General features: G+C 54.2%; 21 protein-coding genes. 18 read left to right on the top strand and 3 right to left on the bottom strand.

The genetic code is table 11. The features are described from left to right. Positions 1-10 precede the first annotated feature (10 nt). The 4 genes from F3J30_RS08490 to flgL all read left to right on the top strand — a co-directional run bounded on the left by F3J30_RS08490 (position 11) and on the right by flgL (position 4,748). Positions 11-1,108, top strand: coding sequence for a flagellar basal body P-ring protein FlgI (locus F3J30_RS08490; protein ID WP_014069775.1), 1,098 nt, complete (start codon positions 11-13; stop codon positions 1,106-1,108). Continuing rightward, positions 1,108-2,064 (top strand): flagellar assembly peptidoglycan hydrolase FlgJ, encoded by a 957-nt coding sequence (gene flgJ, locus F3J30_RS08485; RefSeq protein WP_166716951.1) that lies wholly within the window; start codon positions 1,108-1,110, stop codon positions 2,062-2,064. Before F3J30_RS08490 ends, flgJ begins: the two co-directional genes overlap by 1 nt. Positions 2,065-2,139: 75 nt before the next feature. Next, entirely contained in the window at positions 2,140-3,780 is a 1,641-nt protein-coding gene (gene flgK / locus F3J30_RS08480) for a flagellar hook-associated protein FlgK (protein ID WP_014069777.1), read from the top strand. A 14-nt stretch (positions 3,781-3,794) separates the two neighbouring features. After that, positions 3,795-4,748: a flagellar hook-associated protein FlgL gene (gene flgL / locus F3J30_RS08475; protein ID WP_014069778.1), complete on the top strand. Its 954-nt coding sequence runs from the start codon at positions 3,795-3,797 to the stop codon at positions 4,746-4,748. A gap of 78 nt (positions 4,749-4,826) precedes the next feature. Here flgL and F3J30_RS08470 read toward each other — a convergent pair whose 3' ends face one another. Continuing rightward, positions 4,827-6,041 carry an MFS transporter gene (locus F3J30_RS08470; protein WP_166716950.1) on the bottom strand — a complete coding sequence of 405 codons (1,215 nt, stop codon included), beginning with the start codon at positions 6,039-6,041 and terminating at the stop codon, positions 4,827-4,829. Positions 6,042-6,150: 109 nt separating this feature from the next. On the opposite strand from F3J30_RS08470, the gene F3J30_RS08465 reads away from it, so the two are divergent. Further along, positions 6,151-7,083: a LysR family transcriptional regulator gene (locus F3J30_RS08465; protein WP_166716949.1), complete on the top strand. Its 933-nt coding sequence runs from the start codon at positions 6,151-6,153 to the stop codon at positions 7,081-7,083. 48 nt (positions 7,084-7,131) lie between these two features. Here F3J30_RS08465 and rne read toward each other — a convergent pair whose 3' ends face one another. Beyond that, on the bottom strand, positions 7,132-10,248 hold the full coding sequence (gene rne, locus F3J30_RS08460; protein ID WP_166716948.1) for a ribonuclease E: 3,117 nt from the start codon (positions 10,246-10,248) through the stop codon (positions 7,132-7,134). A gap of 571 nt (positions 10,249-10,819) precedes the next feature. Between rne and rluC the strand changes: the two genes are divergently transcribed. Further along, entirely contained in the window at positions 10,820-11,767 is a 948-nt protein-coding gene (gene rluC / locus F3J30_RS08455) for a 23S rRNA pseudouridine(955/2504/2580) synthase RluC (RefSeq protein ID WP_041162037.1), read from the top strand. 87 nt (positions 11,768-11,854) lie between these two features. Here rluC and F3J30_RS08450 read toward each other — a convergent pair whose 3' ends face one another. After that, a complete protein-coding gene (locus tag F3J30_RS08450) occupies positions 11,855-12,439 on the bottom strand; it encodes a nucleoside triphosphate pyrophosphatase (protein WP_014069782.1) in 585 nt (194 codons plus the stop codon). Between the two features lie 140 nt (positions 12,440-12,579). Here F3J30_RS08450 and yceD point away from each other — a divergent pair, with 140 nt between their 5' ends. The 12 genes from yceD (at position 12,580) to holB (ending at position 22,368) form a co-directional block, all read left to right on the top strand. After that, positions 12,580-13,101: a 23S rRNA accumulation protein YceD gene (yceD, locus tag F3J30_RS08445; protein WP_014069783.1), complete on the top strand. Its 522-nt coding sequence runs from the start codon at positions 12,580-12,582 to the stop codon at positions 13,099-13,101. Positions 13,102-13,117: 16 nt separating this feature from the next. After that, entirely contained in the window at positions 13,118-13,291 is a 174-nt protein-coding gene (rpmF, locus tag F3J30_RS08440; RefSeq protein ID WP_003857964.1) for a 50S ribosomal protein L32, read from the top strand. Positions 13,292-13,370: 79 nt separating this feature from the next. Beyond that, positions 13,371-14,405: a phosphate acyltransferase PlsX gene (plsX, locus tag F3J30_RS08435; protein WP_176408551.1), complete on the top strand. Its 1,035-nt coding sequence runs from the start codon at positions 13,371-13,373 to the stop codon at positions 14,403-14,405. A gap of 6 nt (positions 14,406-14,411) precedes the next feature. Further along, positions 14,412-15,365, top strand: a complete 954-nt coding sequence (locus F3J30_RS08430; protein ID WP_166716947.1) for a beta-ketoacyl-ACP synthase III — start codon at positions 14,412-14,414, stop codon at positions 15,363-15,365. 16 nt (positions 15,366-15,381) lie between these two features. Beyond that, a complete protein-coding gene (gene fabD / locus F3J30_RS08425; protein ID WP_166716946.1) occupies positions 15,382-16,311 on the top strand; it encodes an ACP S-malonyltransferase in 930 nt (309 codons plus the stop codon). Between the two features lie 12 nt (positions 16,312-16,323). Continuing rightward, on the top strand, positions 16,324-17,058 hold the full coding sequence (gene fabG, locus F3J30_RS08420) for a 3-oxoacyl-ACP reductase FabG (protein ID WP_014069787.1): 735 nt from the start codon (positions 16,324-16,326) through the stop codon (positions 17,056-17,058). A 154-nt stretch (positions 17,059-17,212) separates the two neighbouring features. After that, on the top strand, positions 17,213-17,449 hold the full coding sequence (gene acpP, locus F3J30_RS08415) for an acyl carrier protein (RefSeq protein WP_003857954.1): 237 nt from the start codon (positions 17,213-17,215) through the stop codon (positions 17,447-17,449). Between the two features lie 91 nt (positions 17,450-17,540). Continuing rightward, on the top strand, positions 17,541-18,782 hold the full coding sequence (gene fabF, locus F3J30_RS08410; RefSeq protein ID WP_166716945.1) for a beta-ketoacyl-ACP synthase II: 1,242 nt from the start codon (positions 17,541-17,543) through the stop codon (positions 18,780-18,782). 119 nt (positions 18,783-18,901) lie between these two features. Beyond that, entirely contained in the window at positions 18,902-19,717 is an 816-nt protein-coding gene (gene pabC, locus F3J30_RS08405; protein WP_166716944.1) for an aminodeoxychorismate lyase, read from the top strand. Then, positions 19,714-20,736, top strand: coding sequence for a cell division protein YceG (gene yceG, locus F3J30_RS08400; protein ID WP_166716943.1), 1,023 nt, complete (start codon positions 19,714-19,716; stop codon positions 20,734-20,736). Before pabC ends, yceG begins: the two co-directional genes overlap by 4 nt. After that, a complete protein-coding gene (gene tmk, locus F3J30_RS08395; RefSeq protein ID WP_014069791.1) occupies positions 20,726-21,367 on the top strand; it encodes a dTMP kinase in 642 nt (213 codons plus the stop codon). The genes yceG and tmk overlap by 11 nt, the downstream gene beginning before the upstream one ends. Further along, positions 21,364-22,368, top strand: a complete 1,005-nt coding sequence (holB, locus tag F3J30_RS08390; protein WP_014069792.1) for a DNA polymerase III subunit delta' — start codon at positions 21,364-21,366, stop codon at positions 22,366-22,368. Before tmk ends, holB begins: the two co-directional genes overlap by 4 nt. Positions 22,369-22,371: the final 3 nt, after the last annotated feature.

Below are 22,371 nucleotides of genomic sequence, written 5' to 3'. Positions count from 1 at the left end.
GAGGTGACTCATGTTTAAATTCCTCTTCGCAGCGGTGCTGACTCTGGTGGCTACCTTTGCTCAGGCCGATCGTATTCGTGACCTGACCAGCGTCCAGGGCGTACGTGAAAACTCCCTGATTGGCTATGGCCTGGTCGTGGGGCTGGACGGCACGGGTGACCAGACCACCCAGACGCCATTCACCACCCAGAGCTTAAACAACATGCTCTCCCAGCTCGGTATTACCGTACCGACGGGCACCAACATGCAGCTGAAAAACGTGGCTGCGGTGATGGTCACTGCGTCCTACCCGGCGTTCGCGCGTCAGGGGCAGACCATTGACGTGGTGGTTTCCTCTATGGGTAACGCCAAAAGCCTGCGCGGCGGTACGCTGCTGATGACGCCATTAAAAGGTGTTGATAGCCAGGTGTATGCGCTGGCACAGGGGAACATCCTGGTCGGCGGGGCGGGGGCATCTGCGGGCGGCAGCAGCGTGCAGGTGAACCAGCTCAACGGCGGACGTATTACCGGCGGGGCGATTATTGAACGTGAACTGCCAACCCAGTTTGGTTCCGGTAACACCATTAACCTGCAACTGAATAATGAAGACTTCACGATGGCGCAGCAAATTGCCGACACCATCAACCGCAGCCGTGGCTACGGCAGCGCAACCGCGCTGGACGCACGTACCGTGCAGATCCGTACTTCAACGGGCAGTAGCAACCAGGTGCGGATGCTGGCGGATATCCAGAATATGGAAGTGAACGTTCCGCTTCAGGATGCCAAAGTCATTATTAACTCACGTACAGGTTCTGTGGTCATGAACCGCGAGGTGATGCTGGATAGCTGCGCCGTGGCGCAGGGCAACCTCTCGGTGACAGTGAACCGTTCCGCGAACGTCAGTCAGCCGAATACGCCATTTGGTGGCGGCCAGACGGTAGTGACCCCACAAACGCAGATTGATATGCGCCAGAGCGGCGGTTCGCTGCAAAGCGTGCGCTCCAGTGCCAACCTGAACAGCGTGGTACGTGCGCTGAACGCGTTGGGTGCAACGCCGATAGATCTGATGTCCATTCTGCAATCAATGCAAAGTGCAGGCTGCCTGCGCGCCAAAGTGGAAATCATCTAATGCTGACCGATAGCAAACTGCTGACCAGTGCCGCCTGGGATGCCCAGTCGCTCAACGAACTGAAAACCAAAGCGGGTAAAGATCCGTCGGCGAACATTCGCCCGGTCGCCCGCCAGGTGGAAGGGATGTTTGTACAGATGATGCTGAAAAGTATGCGTGAAACCCTGCCGAAAGACGGGATTTTCAGCAGCGATTCAACGCGACTCTATACCAGCATGTATGACCAGCAGATTGCGCAGCAGATGACGGCCGGGAAGGGCTTGGGTCTGGCTGACATGATTGTGAAACAGACCGAAGCCGCACAGGGTGTGCAGGCGCAGGAAGAGCAGCCGCAGCAGGTGCCGATGAAGTTCGACCTGGAAACGGTGACCAGTTATCAAAACCAGGCGCTGACGCAGATGGTGCGTAAAGCGATGCCGAAGGCGACTGATAACAGCGACGAGCCGCTTTCCGGTGACAGCAAGGACTTCCTGGCGCAGCTTTCCCTGCCTGCGCGGCTAGCCAGTGAACAGAGCGGCGTACCTCATCACCTGATTCTGGCGCAGGCCGCGCTGGAGTCGGGCTGGGGACAACGTCAGATCCGTAAAGAAAACGGTGAGCCAAGCTTTAACATCTTTGGCGTTAAGGCCAATTCCAGCTGGAAAGGGCCAACGACCGAGATAACCACCACGGAATACGAAAACGGCGCCGCCGTGAAAGTGAAAGCGAAATTCCGTGTGTACAGCTCTTATCTGGAAGCGCTGTCGGATTACGTGAACGTGCTGAGCCGCAACCCGCGCTATAACGCGGTAACCCAGGCGGCAACGCCGGAGCAGGGCGCGCAAGCATTGCAGAACGCGGGCTACGCCACCGATCCAAACTATGCGCGTAAGCTTACCAGCATGATCCAGCAGCTGAAATCGATGGGCGAGAAAGTCAGCAAAGCCTATAGCACAGATCTCGAAAATCTGTTCTGAAAGTTCTCAAGTCCCGGTGGAGGCTGCCGATAACCTTCATCAGGACTCGTGTCTGAAAGTATAAAAGGAACCCCCATGTCCAGTTTGATTAACAGCGCCATGAGTGGCCTCAGTGCTGCACAGGCGGCACTCAATACCGTCAGTAATAATATTTCAAGCTACAACGTGGCTGGTTACACTCGCCAGAACACCATTCTGGGAGCCTCTAACAGCACGCTGACAGGCGGTGGCTGGGTTGGCAACGGGGTTTATGTCTCCGGTGTACAGCGTGAGTATGATGCATTCATCACTAACCAGCTGCGTGCAGCAGATACCCAGAACAGCGGACTGACAACGCGTTATCAGCAGATGTCGAAAATTGACGACGTGCTGTCTGATACCACGAACTCACTGTCCACAACGTTGCAGGACTTCTTTACCAGCCTGCAAACGCTGGTCAGTAATGCAGACGACCCGGCTGCACGCCAGACGGTGCTCGGCAAAGCTGATGGCCTGGTGAACCAGTTCAAGGTTAACGACCAGTATCTGCGCGATCAGGATAAGCAGGTTAATACCTCTATTTCCAGCAGCGTCGACCAGATTAACGCCTACGCGAAACAAATCGCGAACCTCAACGATCAGATTTCGCGTCTGACCGGTGTGGGGGCAGGTTCATCTCCGAACGAACTGCTCGATCAGCGTGACCAGCTGGTGAATAACCTGAACCAGATCGTGGGTGTTGAAGTGGCCGTGCAGGATAGCGGTACCTACAACATCTCCTTCGCGAACGGTTACAACCTCGTTCAGGGCAGCACCGCGAATCAGCTGGCGGCGGTTCAGTCCAGCGCCGATCCTTCGCGTATCACGGTTGCGTATGTGGATGCGGCCGCTGGCAACGTTGAGATCCCGGAAAAACAGATCACCACCGGTTCCCTGGGCGGGTTGTTAACCTTCCGTTCTCAGGATCTGGATAAAGCACGTAACTCGCTGAACCAGATGGCGCTGGCGTTTGCCGATGCCATGAATAAACAGCATGAAGCCGGGTTTGATGCCAATGGCGATGCGGGTGGCAAACTGTTTGATTATGGTTCTCCGTCCGTGCTGAGCAACAGCAAAAATACCGGCAGTGCGTCTGTGACGGCGAGCGTAACCGACAGCTCCGCCGTGCAGGCGACTAACTACAAAGTCGAATACAACGGCACCAACTGGACGGTAACCCGTCTGGCGGACAAAACCAGCTTCTCCGCAACGCCTGATGGCAGCGGCAACCTGTCGTTTGACGGCCTGAACGTTAACATCAGCGGTTCTGCGAACACCAAAGACAGCTTTGTTGTGAAGCCGGTGAACGACGTCATCATGAATATGGACCTGGCGATTAGCGACGAATCCAAACTGGCAATGGCGTCCGCCAGCGGCAGTGGCAATAGCGATAACACCAACGGTCAAAAACTGCTGGATCTGCAAAGCGCCAAAGTGGTTGGTGGCAATAAGACCTTCAACGATGCTTACGCTGCATTGGTCAGTACGGTAGGTAGCACCACCGCATCGCTGAAAACCAGTAGCGAAACGCAGACCAACGTTGTGACGCAGCTGACCAAACAGCAGCAGTCTATCTCCGGGGTTAATCTGGACGAAGAGTACGGCAACCTGCAACGTTATCAGCAGTATTACCTCGCGAATGCGCAGGTTCTTCAGACTGCCAGCACGCTCTTTGATGCGTTAATCAATATTCGCTAAGACCGGGGTCAAAAATGCGTATTAGCACTCAAATGATGTATGAGCAGAGTATGCGTGGAGTGACAAACTCCCAGAGTCTCTGGCTCGGGTATGGCGAACAGATGTCTACCGGTAAGCGTGTAAACCGCCCATCCGATGACCCGATTGCCGCGTCTCAGGCTGTTGTCCTGTCTCAGGCGCAAGCCCAGAACAGCCAGTTTACGCTGGCGCGTAGCTTTGCCACGACCAAAGTCTCTCTGGAAGAAAACGTGTTGTCGCAGGTGACATCGGCTATCCAGAGCGCGCAGGAAAAGGTCGTTTATGCGGGCAACGGCACGCTGAGTGATACCGACCGCGCTTCGCTGGCAACTGATCTCCAGGGTATCCGCGATCAGCTGATGAACCTGGCGAACAGCACCGAAGGTAATGGCCGTTATATCTTTGCCGGTTACAAAACCGAAGCGCCGGCCTTTGATTCGACAACCGGTGATTACCAGGGCGGCTCGACGCCAATCAGCCAGCAGGTTGATTCGGCGCGTACCATGCAAATCAGCCATACCGGCACTGAAGTTTTCGATACGTTCACCAGCAACGCAAAACCAGAGCCTGACGGCAGTACTCCGGAAACGAACCTGTTTAAGATCCTGGATTCGGCCATTGCCGCGCTGAATACCCCGGTTACCGACGACCAGACTGCCGCTGACGCCGTGACAGCTTCGATTGATAAAGCCAACCGTGGCCTGAGCAACTCGCTGGATAACGTTCTGATGGTGCGTGCTGATTTGGGTACGAAGCTGAATGAGCTGGATAAACTGGATACGCTGGGCGAGGATCGTGCGCTGGGACAAACTCAGCAGATGAGCGACCTGGTAGACGTTGACTGGAACTCGGTGATTTCGTCTTACACCATGCAGCAGGCGGCATTGCAGGCGTCTTATAAAGCGTTCAGCGATATGCAGGGTATGTCTCTATTCCAGTTGAACAAGTAACATCTTGACCTCTTAGAACATGTCTCGAAACTGGACATGTTTTGACTGCCCAATCCGTATCTGGATTGGGCATTTTTTTTATAACGCTTCAGCCTGAGCAGAGATCACTCGGGCGCTTTCAATCAAGCGGATCACCAGTGCAATGGCGCCGCATAGAGTTGCCAGCGCGACCACGCCAGACCAGCCTGCCAGGGAATAGATATTCGAGCCCGCCACTGAACCCAGCGCCATTCCGATAAAGACTACCGTAAACAGCAGGGCGTTCAGACGACCACGTGCCTGCGGCTCAAGGCTGTAGACCAGGTTCTGGTGCGCCACCAGGCTCGATTGCAGGCCAAGGTCGAAACCGACGGCGGAAAGCGCAATCAGGAACAATTGTCCGTGTGTGCCAAGGGCAGGCATCAGGAACATCAGAGCAAAAGAGACGGTAACCAGTACTGCGCCAAGCTGGGTGACTTTACCTGCGCCCAGTTTATCCGCCAGGCCACCCGCCAGCGGTGCAGCAAGTGCACCCGCCGCACCGGCAATACCAAACCCACCGGCAACCGCGCTGCCCAGGTGATAGCGCTCAAACAGCATCACGGCAAGCGTTGACCAGAACGCGCTGAACGCCACCGAAAGGAAACCCTGAGCCAGTGCCGCACGGCGCAGAGCCGGATAAAGACGCCACAGGTGCTCCATTGAGCGCATCAGTGCCGGATAGCTGAGCGTGGAATGAGTCGCAAAACGCGGCAGTACCGCCCACATCACCGCGCCGATAATGGCAATACTGACGGCGGCCAGTTGATACATAACGCGCCAGCCAAAGGCTTCACCCACCACGCCGCTGACGGTACGCGACAGTAAGATACCCAGTAACAAGCCGGTCATGACCGTGCCCACGGTTTTGCCCTGTTTGCCTTCCGGCGCAAGTATGGCTGCCGCAGGGACGATATCCTGCGCCATGGTTGCGGCCATCCCGATTAACAGGCTTGCCAGCAGCAGGGAATGCAACTGCCCGGTCAGGCTACAGCCCAGTAAGAAGAGGGCCAGGGCGGCGCTTTTGATCAGGATTAATGTTCTGCGGTCATGGCGATCGCCAAGCGGCAGCAGGAAGAGAATACCCAGCGCATAACCTGCCTGGGTCAGCGTCGGTACCAGACCCATGCCTTCGATACTCAGATGCAGGTCTGAACCCATCAGGGGCAGCAGAGGCTGGGCATAGTAAATCGATGCCACGCTGAATCCGGCACCCATCGCCAGCATAAAAATAACCCAGCGGCTTACGGCATGGGTGACAGTTGTTGTGTTCATAAGACGTTCCTCAGTCATAGTGTGAGGACATTTTTTCGCAGTCAGCCTTGTGGTGGTAGACGCCCTGGTGGTAAAACGCTTATACGTTAAACGTTTTACCAGATAAATCATGAAGCGAACTGAACGTATAGATAGGGTTGAGCTGATGCGGACGTTTGTACGCATCGTGGAGTCGGGTTCGTTGTCGGCGGCAGCAAGGCAGCTTGGCACAACGCAGGCGACAGTCAGCCGGCGTTTGCAATCTCTGGAAACCGTGCTGGGTGTTCGGTTGTTGCTACGTACCACCCATGCAACTAAATTAACGGATGATGGCGAACGCTGTTATCAACATGCCCGGCGGGTGATTGATAGCTGGCTGGCGCTGGAAGATGAAGTCGGACAAACCGAAGATGAACCGGTTGGCGTGCTGCGGGTTCGTGCGCCCCATGCCTTCGGGCAGGATCAGCTTCTGAAACCGCTCACGCAATTTTTGCTGCGCTATCCACAGTTGTCCGTGGAGTGGATGCTGAATGATAAGTCGGTCGACTTCCTGAGCGATAATCTCGACTGCGCCATCCGCGTGGGTGCTGAAATCGATCCGGCGACCGTTTCTGTGCTGCTGGCGGAAGTCCCGCGCTGTGTGGTGGCATCGCCGGAGCTGCTGGCTCAGTTTGCGCCCGTGAAAACCCCGGAAGATCTCTCTGCGCTGCCGTGGATTGCGATCAACACTTTTTATCAGCGCCATATCGAGTTATTCGATGGCGTTTCTGAGTTGCCCGCACGAGTTGCCATCACCCCAAGACTGAGTACCGACAGCCTGCATGTGGCGCGCAATACCGTGCTGAGCGGGCTGGGCGTGGCGGTTGTTTCAAGCTGGACGGTCAAAGAGGATATTCAGGAAGGGCGGTTAGTGCATTTGCTTCCTGGCTGGCAACCTGCGGCGTTACCTGTGCATCTGGTGTATCCGTGGTCACGCTATTATCCGGCGCGTCTGCGGCGTTTTCTGGAGATGATGCGCCAGGTGATGCCGGACATCGCCGGCATGAGAAAACCCGAGCAGTAGCCATAAAAAAGCCGACCCGAAGGTCGGCTTTTATTATGTTACGCAGACTTACTCGACAGACTGTGGGCGGGTAGCCGGTGCAGTCGCCTGGTGCGTTGCACTGTGACCACCGGCAGAGCCTTTGCCGTCGAAGTTAAAGTTCGGACGAACCCAGTCGCTCTGGCGAGGTGCTTCTGGCACGTACTCTGGCGCTGGCGCACGCGTCATTGGCGCAGTGGCAACGTGAGCACGGGCAGCCGCTTCGACAACCGGTTCAGGCTTCACTTCTGGCGCGATGGCTTCGGCAACAACAGGTGCAGGTTCAGCGTTAACCTCAACGGCAACGGGTGCTTCGGCCACCACGTCTTCAGCGACAGCTTCAACGATCTCTTCAACCGGTGTGGTAGGTTCAACTTCTTCTGCTACCTGCTCAGCAACCACAGTGTCTTCTTCCGCGATGATGTGTACAGCGTCAGCAACTGGCGCAGCAATCACTTCTGGATGGGTTGTTTCCACGGCAACGGCATGAGGAGCACTCTCAACAGCCTGAGGCTCAACAACGGTTGCGGCTTCTGTTACCACTTCCTGCACGGCTTCTACTGGAGCCACGATCTCTTCAGCCACAACCGTTTCTTCAACCAGCTGCTCTGGACGTGCAACCGGATAGCGGATCCAGACTTTACCAGAGGCCATTTCCGGGGAAGCACAGGCTACGGCTAACGGCATTGGCGACTGGCCTGGATAACGCTCGTCACGATAACGACGACGACGCTGGCCGCTTACGCGCAGGTGACGCGGAGAACGACGGGAGCGACGTGGCATCCCTGCGTTATCACGGCCTTCACCGTTTTCATCCTGCTCTGCGCTGTTGTCGACCACGGCTGGCAGGTCTACTTTAGCCAGTTGGGTGTTCGGCGCGATTTCAGCGACGGTTTCAGCAGCGACAATTGCGGTCTCTTCCGTTTGCTCTGACACGAAACGAACTTTCTGAGCCAGCTGACGCTGTTTGCGGCGAGGCATAACCTGAGTACGTTCTTCCTGCTCGGTCTCCTGCTGTTCAACAGGCGCTTCGCGGTTCAGGTTTTTAACTTCCTGCTGAGCCTGACGCTTGTCGTCGTTACGGCGACGATTGCGCTCACGGCGAGGCTGCTGCTCGTCGCGCTGTTTGCTCTTCTCAGACTCATCGCCCGCCTGTTGGCGAATTTCGCGATCTTCAACGTTTTGCTGTTGCTTCTCACGACGGTTGCGGCGGTTGTCTTCGCGTTGTTCACGGCCTTCGTTGTTGTCGGAACGGTTATCACGGCGCTCGTTACGATCGCTACGATCGTTACGGTCATTGCGATCGCGACGGTTGTTCTGACGTTTACGACGATCCTGCTGACGCTCTGGCTTCGCCTCTTTCGGTGCTTCCTGTGGCTGTTCTGGCTGTGCTTCTTCGCCAGCGAACATCTTTTTCAGTGCGCCGAAGAAACGGCTCAGAAGACCTGGCTGTTCTGGCTGTGCTTTCACCGCTTCTGGTGCCGGTTTTTGAACCGCAGGTTTCGCAGCTGGTTTTTCCAGTGCGGCTTCCGGTGGTGCTTCCGGCATGATGAAGGTCGCTAATGCAGGCTGCTCAGGCAGTTTACGCTCGGCAGGCTCTTCATCAGATGGCAGGGCCATCTCTTCTTCATGCAGCTTAGGCAGCAGGTAGCTCAGGGTCGAGGTTTCTTCGCCTTTGCGGACGCGCAGCACGTGGTAGTGCGGGGTCTGCATCTGGTCGTTTGGCACGATGATGCAGCGTACGCCGCCCTGACGCGCTTCGATTGCACTGACTGCGGCACGTTTTTCGTTCAGCAGATAAGAGGCAATCGGCACCGGAACAATGGCGTGGACTTCTTTGGTGTTCTCTTTCAGCGCTTCTTCTTCAATCAGGCGCAGAATCGACAGAGACAGTGATTCGTTGTCACGAACGGTACCTGTACCAGAACAGCGTGGGCAAACGTGATGGCTGGACTCACCCAGTGATGGGCTCAGACGCTGACGTGACATCTCCAGCAGACCAAAACGAGAGATATGGCTAATCTGGATACGCGCACGGTCCTGACGTACCGCTTCACGCAGACGGTTTTCAACCGCGCGCTGGTGGCGTACAGGGGTCATGTCGATGAAGTCGATAACAATCAGGCCACCCAGGTCGCGCAGGCGCAACTGGCGGGCGATTTCATCGGCTGCTTCAAGGTTGGTGTTGAAGGCCGTTTCTTCGATATCGCCACCGCGTGTTGCACGTGCGGAGTTGATGTCGATTGCGGTCAGAGCTTCAGTGGTATCGATAACGATAGAACCGCCGGATGGCAGGCGCACTTCACGCTGGAAGGCGGACTCGATCTGGGATTCAATCTGATAATGGCTGAACAGCGGGATTTCACCGGTGTACAGTTTGATTTTGCTGGTGAAATCCGGGCGACCCAGTGCGGCGATGTGCTGGCGAGCCAGCTCAAGCACTTTCGGGTTATCAATCAGAATTTCGCCGATGTCCTGACGCAGATAGTCACGGAAAGCACGCACGATGACGTTACTTTCCTGGTGGATCAGGAATGGAGCAGGGCGGCTTTCAGCTGCTTTCTGGATAGCTTCCCAGTGCTTCAGACGGAAGCTTAAGTCCCACTGCAATGCTTCGGCAGATTTGCCCACGCCTGCGGTACGAACGATAAGTCCCATGCCATCCGGCAGCTGAAGGCTTGCCAGCGCTTCTTTCAGCTCGGTACGGTCGTCGCCTTCGATACGGCGAGAGATACCACCCGCACGCGGGTTGTTTGGCATCAGTACCAGATAGCTTCCTGCCAGGCTGATAAAGGTGGTCAGCGCAGCGCCTTTATTGCCGCGTTCTTCTTTATCAATCTGAACAATAACTTCCTGACCTTCGCGCAGCACATCTTTAATGTTCGGGCGACCGTGGGAGTTATAGTTGGCAGGGAAGTATTCGCGAGCAATTTCTTTAAGAGGAAGGAAACCGTGACGCTCAGCGCCGTAATCGACGAATGCAGCTTCAAGGCTTGGTTCAATGCGGGTGATTTTGCCTTTGTAAATGTTCGCTTTTTTCTGTTCGTGTCCAGGACTTTCGATATCCAGATCGTACAGGCGCTGCCCATCCACAAGGGCGACACGCAACTCTTCTTGCTGAGTTGCGTTGATTAACATTCTTTTCATCGTAACTTACTCATTATTCTTACATTGACGACAAAGCTGCGGGCAAGGTGACGCTTTCCGGGGTATGAACCGATGGCCTCGTGACTATTCACGTCGCCAACCTCACGGTTGTCGCTCGCTTAAGAGGCGCAGAGTGTCGGTTGCCTGTATTTCATACGGAAACACAGCGCAATTATCAGGGGAATTGCCTGGGTAAAACTCTCCAGAGAACAATCCTTATACCGGGAAGTACTGCAACCCGCAGCCCGCTAACTGCCTGAAAGATCAATACGTCTTACGCCATTGCTGCGTGGATGATCGGTCAGACAAAATTGGTCATTCCGTCAGTATCCTTACTTAACCAGGATTTAACACGGAAAACGGCTTCATTATTCCACTGCTCGCCGGGTTATAGCAAGATGACTTTTACCAATTATCACCCGGTTACTCACAGTTTCTCCACTTCAGCGAAGCGATTGGTCTAATATCCACCAAATCGATTGCGCACGAAGAAAGCGTGCCGGATAAAAGTAAATATAAGCATAGAAAAATGAGTGGCGCTAATGCGTGACGATATTTAGAATCGCCAACCATGAAAACAGAGACTCCAGCCGTAAAAATGGTTGCCATCACCGATGATGAAGCGGGGCAACGTATCGATAACTTTTTGCGTACCCAACTGAAAGGCGTACCAAAGAGTATGATTTATCGCATCTTGCGTAAGGGCGAGGTGCGGGTGAACAAAAAACGCGTGAAACCTGAATATAAACTCGAAGCGGGCGATGAAGTCCGTATTCCACCGGTACGTGTAGCCGAGCGTGAAGAAGAGGCGGTTTCACCAAAATTGCAAAAAGTCGCGGCCCTTAGCGATGTGATTTTATATGAAGACGATCACATCCTGGTGCTGAACAAGCCATCGGGCACGGCGGTACACGGCGGCAGTGGTCTGAGTTTTGGCGTAATTGAAGGCCTGCGTGCCTTGCGGCCTGAAGCGCGTTTCCTTGAGCTGGTGCATCGCCTCGACCGTGATACCTCTGGCGTGTTGCTGGTAGCGAAAAAACGCTCTGCGTTACGTTCCCTGCACGAGCAGTTGCGTGATAAAGGAATGCAGAAGGATTACCTGGCGCTGGTGCGTGGTCAGTGGCAGTCCCATATGAAAGTGGTTCAGGCACCGTTGCTGAAAAATATCCTGCAAAGCGGCGAGCGCATTGTGCGCGTTAACCAGGAAGGCAAACCGTCTGAGACGCGTTTTAAAGTCGAAGAGCGTTTTGAGTTTGCCACGCTGGTGCGCTGTAGCCCGGTAACGGGCCGTACGCACCAGATCCGCGTACATACACAATATGCCGGGCATCCTATCGCATTTGACGACCGTTACGGCGACAGGGAGTTCGACAAACAGCTGGCAGGCACCGGGTTATCGCGCCTGTTCCTTCATGCCGCTGCGCTGAAATTTACCCATCCGGGGACGGGTGAGGTGATGCGTGTTGAAGCGCCGCTGGACGAACAGCTGAAACGCTGCCTGAAAGTTCTGCGCGGTTAAGGTAGAAGTAAAACGGCAACGAAGTTGTCGTTTTTAATGTTTGCACCCTCTCCCTGTGGGAGAGGGCATCAGGCCGCGAAGGTTAAATCACGCACTCAGCGGATTTAACGCCTCACGCCGCAACATCTGGCAAAGCGCAATCAACGGCAAACCGACCAGCGTGTTAGGGTCGCGGCCTTCCAGTCTTTCGAACAACGCAATTCCCAACCCTTCACTTTTAAAACTGCCTGCACAGTTCAGCGGCCGTTCTTTACGTACGTAATCCACAATCTCTTGCTCGCTGAGATGGCGGAAGTGCACATCGAAAGGCTCGCATTCGGTTTGCAGATGGCCTGAGGCCGAGTTATACAGCGCCAGGCCCGTATAAAAGGTAACGATATTGCCGCGTGCGCTCATCAACTGCTGGATGGCATTCTCTTCGGTATGCGGTTTCCCGGTGATGACACCATCAAGTACGCAAACCTGATCGGAGCCTATAATCAAATGGGCAGGGTAACGAGCAGCCAGAGACTGGGCTTTTTCCTGCGCCAGACGTGTGACCAGATGCCGTGGTGACTCACCTGATTGTGGGGTTTCGTCAACGGCCGGTGCGGCACATTCGAACGGGATACCGAGTTTTTCCAGCAACATTCGACGGTAGGGGGAAGTGGAGGCGAGAACGAGATTTGGCATATTTTTATCACCAGATATAGCGTATCGATGCCAGCCATTTTAAACTACAGGCCGCAATGTGTGCGAATAATTGGCAAAAGGCAGCCCTGGTTGCCTTTTTCTTTGACTATATGACGTTACAAAGTTAATATGCGCGCCCTATGCAAAAGGTAAAATTACCCCTGACTCTTGATCCGGTTCGTACGGCTCAGAAACGCCTCGATTACGAAGGAATCTATTCTTCCGATCAGGCAGAGCGTATTGCCGAATCCGTAGTCAGTGTGGACAGTGATGTTGAATGCTCCATGTCGTTCGCTATCGATAACCAGCGCCTTGCCGTTTTAACCGGTGATGCAAAGGTGACGGTAACGCTCGCGTGTCAGCGTTGCGGGAAACCGTTTGTACAGCATGTTCACACAACGTATTGTTTTAGTCCCGTTCGTTCTGACGAACAGGCTGAAGCACTCCCGGAAGCGTATGAGCCGATTGAGGTTAACGAATTCGGTGAAATCGATCTTCTGGCTCTGGTTGAAGATGAAATCATCCTCTCCTTGCCAGTTGTTCCGGTGCATGATTCTGAACACTGTGAAGTGTCCGAGGCGGACATGGTCTTTGGGGAACTGCCTGATGAAGCGCAAAAACCAAACCCATTTGCCGTATTAGCCAGCTTAAAGCGTAAGTAATTGAGGAGTAAGGTCCATGGCCGTACAACAGAATAAACCAACCCGTTCCAAACGTGGCATGCGTCGTTCCCATGACGCGCTGACCGCAGTTACCAGCCTGTCTGTAGACAAGACTTCTGGTGAGAAACACCTGCGTCACCACATCACTGCTGACGGTTTCTACCGTGGCCGCAAGGTAATCACTAAGTAATTACGCGCAAGCGTGATGAAGCTTAGTGAGGATTTCCCCAGGCAACTGGGGAAACACCAAACCAGGCAGTGACGACACCTTGACACGTCTAACCCTGGCGTTAGATGTCATGGGGGGCGATTTTGGCCCTTCTGTGACAGTGCCTGCTGCATTGCAGGCACTGAATTCTAATTCGCAACTCACACTTCTTTTAGTCGGTAATCCCGACACAATCACGCCATTACTTGCAAAAGCTGACTTCGAACAACGTTCGCGTCTGCAGATTATTCCTGCGCAGTCAGTTATTGCCAGTGATGCCCGGCCATCGCAGGCTATTCGCAATAGCCGTGGCAGCTCTATGCGAATGGCGCTGGAGCTGGTAAAAGAAGGGCGAGCTCAGGCTTGCGTCAGTGCCGGGAATACCGGTGCGCTGATGGGGCTGTCGAAATTATTGCTCAAGCCGATAGAGGGCATTGAGCGTCCGGCGCTGGTGACGGTGTTACCGCATCAGCAAAAGGGCAAAACGGTGGTGCTGGATCTGGGCGCTAACGTTGATTGTGATAGTACAATGCTGGCTCAGTTTGCCGTCATGGGATCGGTGCTGGCAGAAGAAGTTGTCGGGATCAACAATCCCCGTGTTGCGTTACTGAATATTGGTGAAGAAGAGACAAAAGGTCTGGATAACATTCGCGAAGCCGCGGAATTGTTAAAACAGGTGCCTTCTATCAACTATATTGGTTATCTCGAAGCCAATGAGTTGCTCACCGGCAAAACCGATGTGCTGGTGTGCGATGGGTTCACCGGTAACGTAACGTTAAAAACCATGGAAGGGGTCGTTCGAATGTTCCTTTCGCTGCTCAAATCGCAGGGCGAAGGAAAAAAAAGGTCCTGGTGGCTGATTTTATTGAAGCGTTGGTTACAAAAAAGCCTGACGCGGCGATTCAGTCACCTCAACCCCGACCAGTATAATGGCGCCTGTCTGTTAGGATTGCGCGGTATTGTGATTAAGAGTCACGGTGCGGCCAATCAGCGAGCTTTTTCCGTCGCGATTGAACAGGCAGTGCAGGCGGTGCAGCGACAAGTCCCACAGCGGATTGCCGCTCGCCTGGAATCTGTATTAGCTAAAAGTGACTGAGCGTACATGTATACGAAGATTATAGGTACCGGCAGCTACCTGCCAAAACAAGTGCGAACCAACGCCGATCTGGAAAAAATGGTAGATACGTCTGACGAGTGGATTGTCTCGCGCACAGGTATCCGTGAACGTCGTATTGCCGCGCCAGACGAAACCGTTGCCACTATGGGCTATGAAGCTGCACAACGTGCGCTTGAAATGGCTGGCATTGATAAAGAACAGATTGGTTTGATCGTGGTAGCAACGACGTCCGCGACGCACGCCTTCCCAAGTGCCGCATGTCAGATTCAAAACATGCTGGGCATTAAAGGTTGCCCGGCGTTTGATGTTGCCGCAGCCTGTGCAGGTTTTACCTATGCACTGAGCATCGCCGATCAATATGTTAAATCCGGTGCTGTAAAGCACGCGCTGGTTATCGGCGCTGACGTGCTGGCACGTACCTGCAACCCGGAAGATCGCGGGACCATCATTATTTTTGGCGATGGTGCGGGCGCGGTACTGCTTGGGCAGTCCGAAGAACCGGGTATCATCTCCACACATTTACATGCTGACGGTAGCTACGGCGAGCTGTTAACCCTGCCTAACGCGGATCGCGTTAACCCGGATAACTCCATCTACCTGACCATGGCGGGTAATGAAGTGTTCAAAGTGGCAGTGACCGAACTGGCTCACATTGTCGATGAAACGCTGGAAGCGAACAATCTTGAACGCTCCGCGCTCGACTGGCTGGTTCCGCATCAGGCGAACCTGCGCATTATCAGCGCAACAGCGAAAAAGCTGGGCATGTCGATGGATAACGTTGTCGTGACCCTGGATCGTCACGGCAACACCTCTGCGGCGTCGGTACCTTGCGCATTTGATGAAGCGGTACGCGATGGACGAATCAAACGGGGCCAGTTGGTCTTGCTTGAAGCCTTTGGTGGTGGGTTCACCTGGGGTTCCGCGCTGGTTCGTTTCTAGTATAAGGATTAAAAAGATGACGCAATTTGCTTTTGTGTTCCCAGGACAGGGTTCTCAAACCGTTGGGATGTTGTCTGAAATGGCAGCAAACTATCCGGTAATCGAAGAGACTTTCCGTGAAGCTTCTGATGCACTGGGTTATGATCTGTGGGCGTTGACTCAGCAGGGGCCTGCTGAAGAATTGAACAAAACCTGGCAGACGCAGCCAGCACTGCTGACCGCGTCTGTCGCGCTGTGGCGTGTCTGGCAGCAGCAGGGCGGTAAAGCGCCAGCGCTGCTCGCAGGTCACAGCCTGGGTGAATACTCTGCGCTGGTCTGTGCAGGTGTGATCGCATTTGCTGATGCCGTACGTCTGGTTGAACTGCGCGGTAAGTTCATGCAGGAAGCTGTACCAGAAGGCACAGGCGGTATGTCTGCGATTATCGGTCTTGATGATGCGTCTATCGCTAAAGCATGTGAAGAGTCAGCAGAAGGCCAGGTTGTTTCTCCGGTCAACTTCAACTCGCTAGGCCAGGTGGTTATCGCCGGTCATAAAGAAGCGGTTGAACGTGCGGGTGCTGCCTGTAAAGCTGCGGGCGCGAAACGTGCTCTGCCACTGCCAGTTAGCGTGCCGTCTCACTGTGCGCTGATGAAGCCAGCTGCCGACAAACTGGCGGTTGAGCTGGAAAAAATTACCTTTAACGCACCGACGATTTCCGTTGTAAACAACGTCGATGTGAAATGCGAAACGGCGCCGGACGCTATCCGTAATGCGCTGGTTCGTCAGCTTTATAGTCCAGTACAGTGGACCAAAACCGTTGAGTTTATGGCGTCACAGGGCGTTGAGCATCTGTATGAAGTCGGTCCTGGTAAGGTCCTCACCGGTCTGACAAAACGTATTGTTGACACCCTGACTGCCTCGGCGATTAACGAGCCGGAAGCGATGTCAGCGGCACTCTCGCAATAAAAGAGGAATACCATGAGTTTTGAAGGAAAAATCGCACTGGTCACCGGCGCAAGCCGCGGTATCGGGCGCGCAATTGCTGAAACACTGGTTGCGCGTGGCGCGAAAGTGATTGGTACAGCAACCAGCGAGAATGGCGCTAAAGCCATCAGCGAATATCTGGGTGAAAATGGTAAAGGTCTGGTACTGAATGTGACCGAACCGGCATCTATCGAATCTGTTCTGGAAAATATTCGCGCAGAGTTTGGCGAAGTGGATATTCTGGTAAATAATGCCGGGATCACTCGCGACAACCTGCTGATGCGAATGAAAGATGATGAGTGGAACGATATTATCGAAACCAACCTGTCATCTGTATTCCGTCTGTCAAAAGCGGTAATGCGCGCTATGATGAAAAAGCGTCATGGTCGTATTATCACTGTTGGTTCTGTGGTTGGTACCATGGGAAATGCTGGTCAGGCTAACTACGCTGCGGCGAAAGCAGGCCTGATCGGTTTCAGTAAGTCGCTGGCACGTGAAGTTGCGTCCCGCGGTATTACTGTAAACGTTGTTGCTCCGGGCTTTATTGAAACGGACATGACGCGTGCGCTGACCGATGATCAGCGTGCGGGTACACTGGCAGCAGTTCCTGCGGGCCGTCTTGGCGACCCTAAAGAAATTGCCAGTGCGGTTGCATTTTTAGCCTCTGACGAAGCGGGTTACATCACTGGTGAGACCCTCCACGTCAACGGCGGGATGTATATGGTTTAATCACGATCGAAAATATTTGCGTTATTAGGGCAAATGGCCTCAAAATAACGTAAAATCGTGGTAAGACCTGCCGGGATTTAGTTGCAAATTTTTCAACATTTTATACACTACGAAAACCATCGCGAAAGCGAGTTTTGATAGGAAATTTAAGAGTATGAGCACTATCGAAGAACGCGTTAAGAAAATTATCGGCGAACAGCTGGGCGTTAAGCAGGAAGAAGTTGTGAACTCCGCTTCCTTCGTTGAAGACCTGGGCGCAGATTCTCTTGACACCGTTGAGCTGGTAATGGCTCTGGAAGAAGAGTTTGATACTGAGATTCCGGACGAAGAAGCTGAGAAAATCACCACCGTTCAGGCTGCCATTGATTACATCAACGGTCACCAGGCGTAAGTGAACATCTCCAGGCGGTCATTCGACCGCCTGAGTTTTATCTTTTTTAGTCCCACGAATCCCTTTTTTTATCCCTCCCTGGAGGACAAACGTGTCTAAGCGTCGTGTAGTTGTGACCGGACTTGGCATGTTGTCTCCTGTCGGCAATACCGTAGAGTCCACCTGGAAAGCTCTCCTTGCCGGTCAGAGCGGCATCAGCCTAATCGACCATTTCGATACTAGCGCCTATGCAACGAAATTTGCTGGCTTAGTAAAGGATTTTAACTGTGAAGAGATCATCTCGCGTAAAGAACAGCGCAAGATGGATGCCTTCATTCAATATGGAATTGTCGCTGGCGTTCAGGCCATGCAGGATTCTGGCCTTGTCATTACGGAAGAGAACGCAACCCGCATTGGTGCCGCTATTGGCTCCGGGATTGGCGGTCTTGGCCTAATCGAGGAAAACCACACATCTCTGATGAACGGTGGCCCGCGTAAGATTAGCCCATTCTTCGTTCCGTCAACGATTGTTAACATGGTGGCAGGTCACCTGACCATTATGTTCGGGCTCCGTGGCCCAAGCATTTCCATTGCTACCGCCTGTACCTCTGGTGTGCATAACATCGGTCAGGCTGCGCGCATTATCGCCTATGGTGATGCCGATGCGATGGTAGCGGGCGGTGCTGAAAAAGCCAGTACCCCACTGGGTGTTGGTGGTTTTGGTGCAGCGCGTGCGCTGTCTACCCGTAACGAAAATCCTCAGGCGGCGAGCCGTCCGTGGGATAAAGACCGTGATGGTTTTGTGCTGGGTGACGGTGCCGGGATGATCGTGCTGGAAGAGTACGAACACGCGAAAAAACGTGGCGCCAAAATCTATGCTGAAATCGTTGGCTTTGGTATGAGCAGCGATGCTTATCACATGACGTCACCACCGGAAGATGGTGCTGGTGCCGCGCTGGCGATGGCTAACGCCATCCGCGATGCGGGTATCACTCCAGCTGAGATTGGCTACGTCAATGCCCACGGTACCTCTACACCTGCTGGCGATAAAGCAGAAGCACAGGCTGTTAAGTCTATCTTCGGTGAATCCGCCAGCCGCGTAATGGTGAGCTCGACGAAATCCATGACCGGTCACCTGTTGGGTGCAGCGGGTGCAGTAGAATCTATCTACTCTATCCTTGCGCTGCGCGATCAGGCTGTTCCGCCAACCATCAACCTGGATAACCCGGATGAAGGTTGCGATCTGGACTTCGTACCGCACGAAGCGCGTCAGGTTAGTGGCATGGAGTATACGCTGTGTAACTCCTTCGGCTTTGGTGGTACTAACGGTTCCCTGATCTTTAAAAAAGTCTGAGCCTGACTGCCAGATGGCGATAAAAAGGTCCGCTTGTCGGACCTTTTTTATTCGGTTTTATCCCCTTGTCCGATTTTATTCACCTTGCCAGACTGTACGACCACGCATAAGGAGCCAGCATGTTTCTAATCAATGGCCTTGAGCAGGACACACTTCCTGCAAGCGACAGGGCGACTCAGTTTGGCGACGGCTGCTTTACCACGGCGCGCATTCATCAGGGCGAGATCTGTTTTCTTGCAGAGCATATCCGCCGGTTACAGGACGCCTGTGAAAAACTGCTTATCCCGTTCACCGCATGGGACACCCTGGCAGGCGAGATGGTTCAGCTGGGGGTAGGGCACGCCAGTGGCGTGCTGAAAGTGATCATCAGCCGTGGCAGCGGTGGCCGGGGCTACAGCGGCGCGAGCTGCCAGCATCCGACACGGATCCTCAGCGTTTCAGCTTATCCTGCACATTATGCCCGCTGGCGTCAGGATGGCATCACGCTTCAATTAAGCCCGGTACGTCTTGGGCGAAACCCTGCGCTTGCCGGAATAAAACACCTGAATCGTCTTGAGCAGGTTCTGATCCGTGCTCATCTTGAGCAGTCAGACGCCGACGAGGCGCTGGTTCTTGACAGTGAAGGGTTCATTACTGAATGCTGTGCGGCTAATTTATTCTGGCGGCAGGGCAGTGATGTCTTCACGCCGAAACTTGATCAGGCTGGCGTAAATGGCATTATGCGCCAGTTTTGTATGCAGCAGCTGGCACACTCTGGTTTTCGCGTTGTCGAAGTTAACGCAACTGAGGATGCGCTGTTAGCGGCAGATGAAGTCGTTGTCTGTAATGCACTGATGCCAGTTGTACCTGTTCGCGCCTGCGGCCAGCAAAGCTGGGCATCGCGCGAGCTGTATCATTATTTAGCCCCGTTATGTGAGCAAACCAGAACGTCATGAAGAAAATGTTGCGCTTTATCCTGCTCCTGGTTGCTGTGCTGGCAGTTGCTGGCGGAGCCGGAGTGTGGAAGGTTCGTCAACTGGCGGACAGTAAGATTCTGATTAAAGAAGAAACCATATTTACCCTTAAAGCAGGAACCGGACGTCTGGCGCTCGGCGAACAGCTTTATGGCGATAAAGTGATTAACCGTCCAAGGGTTTTCCAGTGGCTGCTGCGCGTTGAGCCAGACCTGTCGCATTTTAAAGCAGGCACGTATCGCCTGATGCCAGGCATGACGGTCAGAGAAATGCTGCAATTACTGGAAAGCGGTAAAGAGGCACAATTCCCGCTGCGCTTTGTTGAGGGGATGCGCCTGAGTGACTACCTCAAACAGCTGCGCGATGCGCCTTACATCAAACATACCCTGAAAGATGATAGCTACCAGACGGTGGCTGAGGTACTGAAACTCGAACACCCTGAATGGGTTGAAGGCTGGTTTTGGCCGGATACCTGGATGTATACCGCCGGGACCACCGATGTGGCCATCCTGAAGCGCGCGCACAAAAAGATGGTTACCGCCGTTGATGCTGCCTGGGATGGGCGTATCGATGGGCTGCCGTATAAAGATCAGAACCAGTTCGTGACCATGGCCTCTATCATCGAAAAAGAGACCGCGGTTGCCGCGGAGCGTGACCAGGTGGCATCGGTGTTTATCAACCGACTGCGCATCGGGATGCGGCTGCAAACCGATCCTACGGTGATTTACGGCATGGGTGAGAATTACACTGGTAAGATATCAAGAAAAGACCTGGAAACGCCGACCGCGTATAATACCTACGTGATTAGCGGATTACCGCCAGGCCCGATTGCCACACCGAGCGAAGCCTCGCTTAACGCGGCGGCTCATCCGGCAAAAACACCTTATCTCTATTTTGTGGCTGATGGAAAAGGCGGGCATACCTTTAATACCAACCTTGCCAGCCACAATCGCTCTGTTCAGGACTATCTGAAGGCACTTAAGGAAAAAAATGCGCAGTAAATACATTGTTATTGAGGGGCTGGAAGGCGCAGGTAAAACAACCGCGCGCAATCTGGTGGTGGATACACTCAAAACGCTGGGTATCGGGGAGATGGTGTTCACCCGCGAGCCGGGCGGCACGCAGCTGGCGGAAAAACTGCGAAGCCTGGTGCTGGATATCAAATCCGTGGGTGACGAAATCATCACTGATAAAGCCGAAGTTCTGATGTTTTATGCCGCGCGCGTTCAACTGGTTGAAACCGTTATCAAGCCCGCACTGGCTGAAGGCAAATGGGTGATAGGCGATCGCCACGACCTCTCGACTCAGGCTTATCAGGGCGGTGGCCGGGGTATCGATCAGACGATGTTAGCCACGCTGCGTGATGCGGTGTTGGGTAACTTCCGCCCGGACCTGACGCTCTATCTGGATGTCACTCCGGAAGTGGGCCTGAAACGCGCCCGTGCGCGTGGCGAGCTGGATCGCATTGAACAGGAGTCGCTGGATTTCTTCAATCGTACTCGCGCGCGCTATCTTGAGCTTGCCGGGCAGGACAGTTCCATTCGCACCATTGATGCTACCCAGTCACTCGATGACGTGGCGCGCTCAATCCGTGAAACCGTGACTCAGTGGGTACAGGAGCAGCAGGCATGAAATGGTATCCATGGTTGCGCCCACACTTTGAGCAGCTGATTAACAGCTATCAGGCCGGTCGGGGGCATCATGCGTTACTGATTCAGGCGTTGCCGGGCATGGGTGATGATGCACTGATTTACGCGATCGCCCGTTTTCTGATGTGCCAGCAGCCAGAAGGGCACAAAAGCTGCGGTAAATGCCGGGGCTGCCAGCTGATGCAGGCAGGCACCCATCCTGACTACTACACCCTTGAGCCAGAAAAAGGCAAAACCACCCTCGGTATTGATGCCGTGCGTGAGGTCAGTGAAAAACTGTACGAGCATGCGCGACTGGGCGGGGCAAAAGTGGTCTGGCTGAAAGATGCGGCGTTACTCACCGAGGCGGCGGCGAACGCTCTGTTGAAAACGCTTGAAGAGCCCCCGGAGAAGACCTGGTTCTTTATGTCATGCCGTGAACCGGGGCGATTGCTGGCGACATTGCGTAGTCGCTGCCGTCTTCATCACCTCGCTGTACCGCAAGAAAACTGGGCGTTAAGCTGGCTTGAACGTGAAGTGACGGCGTCACAAGAGGCCGCGCTCACCGCATTGCGCTTGTGTAGCGGTGCACCAGCAGCTGCGCTGGCATTGCTGCAACCCGAAAGCTGGTCGCAGCGTGAGGCGCTCTGCCGTGCCGTGGCGTCAGCGCTGGATAGCCGCGACTGGCTGAGCTTGCTGGCTGTCCTGAACCATGACCAGGCCGCTGAGCGCTTGCACTGGCTGGCGTCAATGCTGCTGGATGCGCTGAAGTGTCAGCAGGGTGCAACACTGCTGTCCAACGTGGATGTCTGGGGGCTTATCAATACGCTGGCCAACCGTCTGTCGGGCAATATGCTGCGTGCTATCCTTCATGATGTCTGCCAGAGCCGTGAACAACTCTTAACGGTGACCGGTCTTAATCGCGAGCTTTTACTAACGGACCAGTTACTGCGTATCGAACATTACCTGCAACCAGGCACTCCGCTGCCTGTTTCCCATCTCTGAGAG

Source organism: Enterobacter sp. Tr-810, from assembly GCF_011752765.1.
GTDB lineage: Bacteria > Pseudomonadota > Gammaproteobacteria > Enterobacterales > Enterobacteriaceae > Enterobacter > Enterobacter soli.
Note: the sequence above shows the minus strand (reverse complement) of the source record. Positions and strands in the feature narration are given on the sequence as shown.

What these genes read in the sequence shown, in the direction of transcription:
- yceD (WP_014069783.1), top strand. Translation starts at nt 12,580, where the DNA reads ATGCAAAAGGTAAAATTACCCCTGACTCTTGATCCGGTTCGTACGGCT.
- pabC (WP_166716944.1), top strand. Translation starts at nt 18,902, where the DNA reads ATGTTTCTAATCAATGGCCTTGAGCAGGACACACTTCCTGCAAGCGAC.
- F3J30_RS08430 (WP_166716947.1), top strand. Translation starts at nt 14,412, where the DNA reads ATGTATACGAAGATTATAGGTACCGGCAGCTACCTGCCAAAACAAGTG.
- tmk (WP_014069791.1), top strand. Translation starts at nt 20,726, where the DNA reads ATGCGCAGTAAATACATTGTTATTGAGGGGCTGGAAGGCGCAGGTAAA.
- flgK (WP_014069777.1), top strand. Translation starts at nt 2,140, where the DNA reads ATGTCCAGTTTGATTAACAGCGCCATGAGTGGCCTCAGTGCTGCACAG.
- rpmF (WP_003857964.1), top strand. Translation starts at nt 13,118, where the DNA reads ATGGCCGTACAACAGAATAAACCAACCCGTTCCAAACGTGGCATGCGT.
- fabD (WP_166716946.1), top strand. Translation starts at nt 15,382, where the DNA reads ATGACGCAATTTGCTTTTGTGTTCCCAGGACAGGGTTCTCAAACCGTT.
- holB (WP_014069792.1), top strand. Translation starts at nt 21,364, where the DNA reads ATGAAATGGTATCCATGGTTGCGCCCACACTTTGAGCAGCTGATTAAC.
- acpP (WP_003857954.1), top strand. Translation starts at nt 17,213, where the DNA reads ATGAGCACTATCGAAGAACGCGTTAAGAAAATTATCGGCGAACAGCTG.
- F3J30_RS08490 (WP_014069775.1), top strand. Translation starts at nt 11, where the DNA reads ATGTTTAAATTCCTCTTCGCAGCGGTGCTGACTCTGGTGGCTACCTTT.
- F3J30_RS08450 (WP_014069782.1), bottom strand. Translation starts at nt 12,439, where the DNA reads ATGCCAAATCTCGTTCTCGCCTCCACTTCCCCCTACCGTCGAATGTTG.
- yceG (WP_166716943.1), top strand. Translation starts at nt 19,714, where the DNA reads ATGAAGAAAATGTTGCGCTTTATCCTGCTCCTGGTTGCTGTGCTGGCA.
- rne (WP_166716948.1), bottom strand. Translation starts at nt 10,248, where the DNA reads ATGAAAAGAATGTTAATCAACGCAACTCAGCAAGAAGAGTTGCGTGTC.
- F3J30_RS08465 (WP_166716949.1), top strand. Translation starts at nt 6,151, where the DNA reads ATGAAGCGAACTGAACGTATAGATAGGGTTGAGCTGATGCGGACGTTT.
- flgL (WP_014069778.1), top strand. Translation starts at nt 3,795, where the DNA reads ATGCGTATTAGCACTCAAATGATGTATGAGCAGAGTATGCGTGGAGTG.
- F3J30_RS08470 (WP_166716950.1), bottom strand. Translation starts at nt 6,041, where the DNA reads ATGAACACAACAACTGTCACCCATGCCGTAAGCCGCTGGGTTATTTTT.
- flgJ (WP_166716951.1), top strand. Translation starts at nt 1,108, where the DNA reads ATGCTGACCGATAGCAAACTGCTGACCAGTGCCGCCTGGGATGCCCAG.
- fabG (WP_014069787.1), top strand. Translation starts at nt 16,324, where the DNA reads ATGAGTTTTGAAGGAAAAATCGCACTGGTCACCGGCGCAAGCCGCGGT.
- rluC (WP_041162037.1), top strand. Translation starts at nt 10,820, where the DNA reads ATGAAAACAGAGACTCCAGCCGTAAAAATGGTTGCCATCACCGATGAT.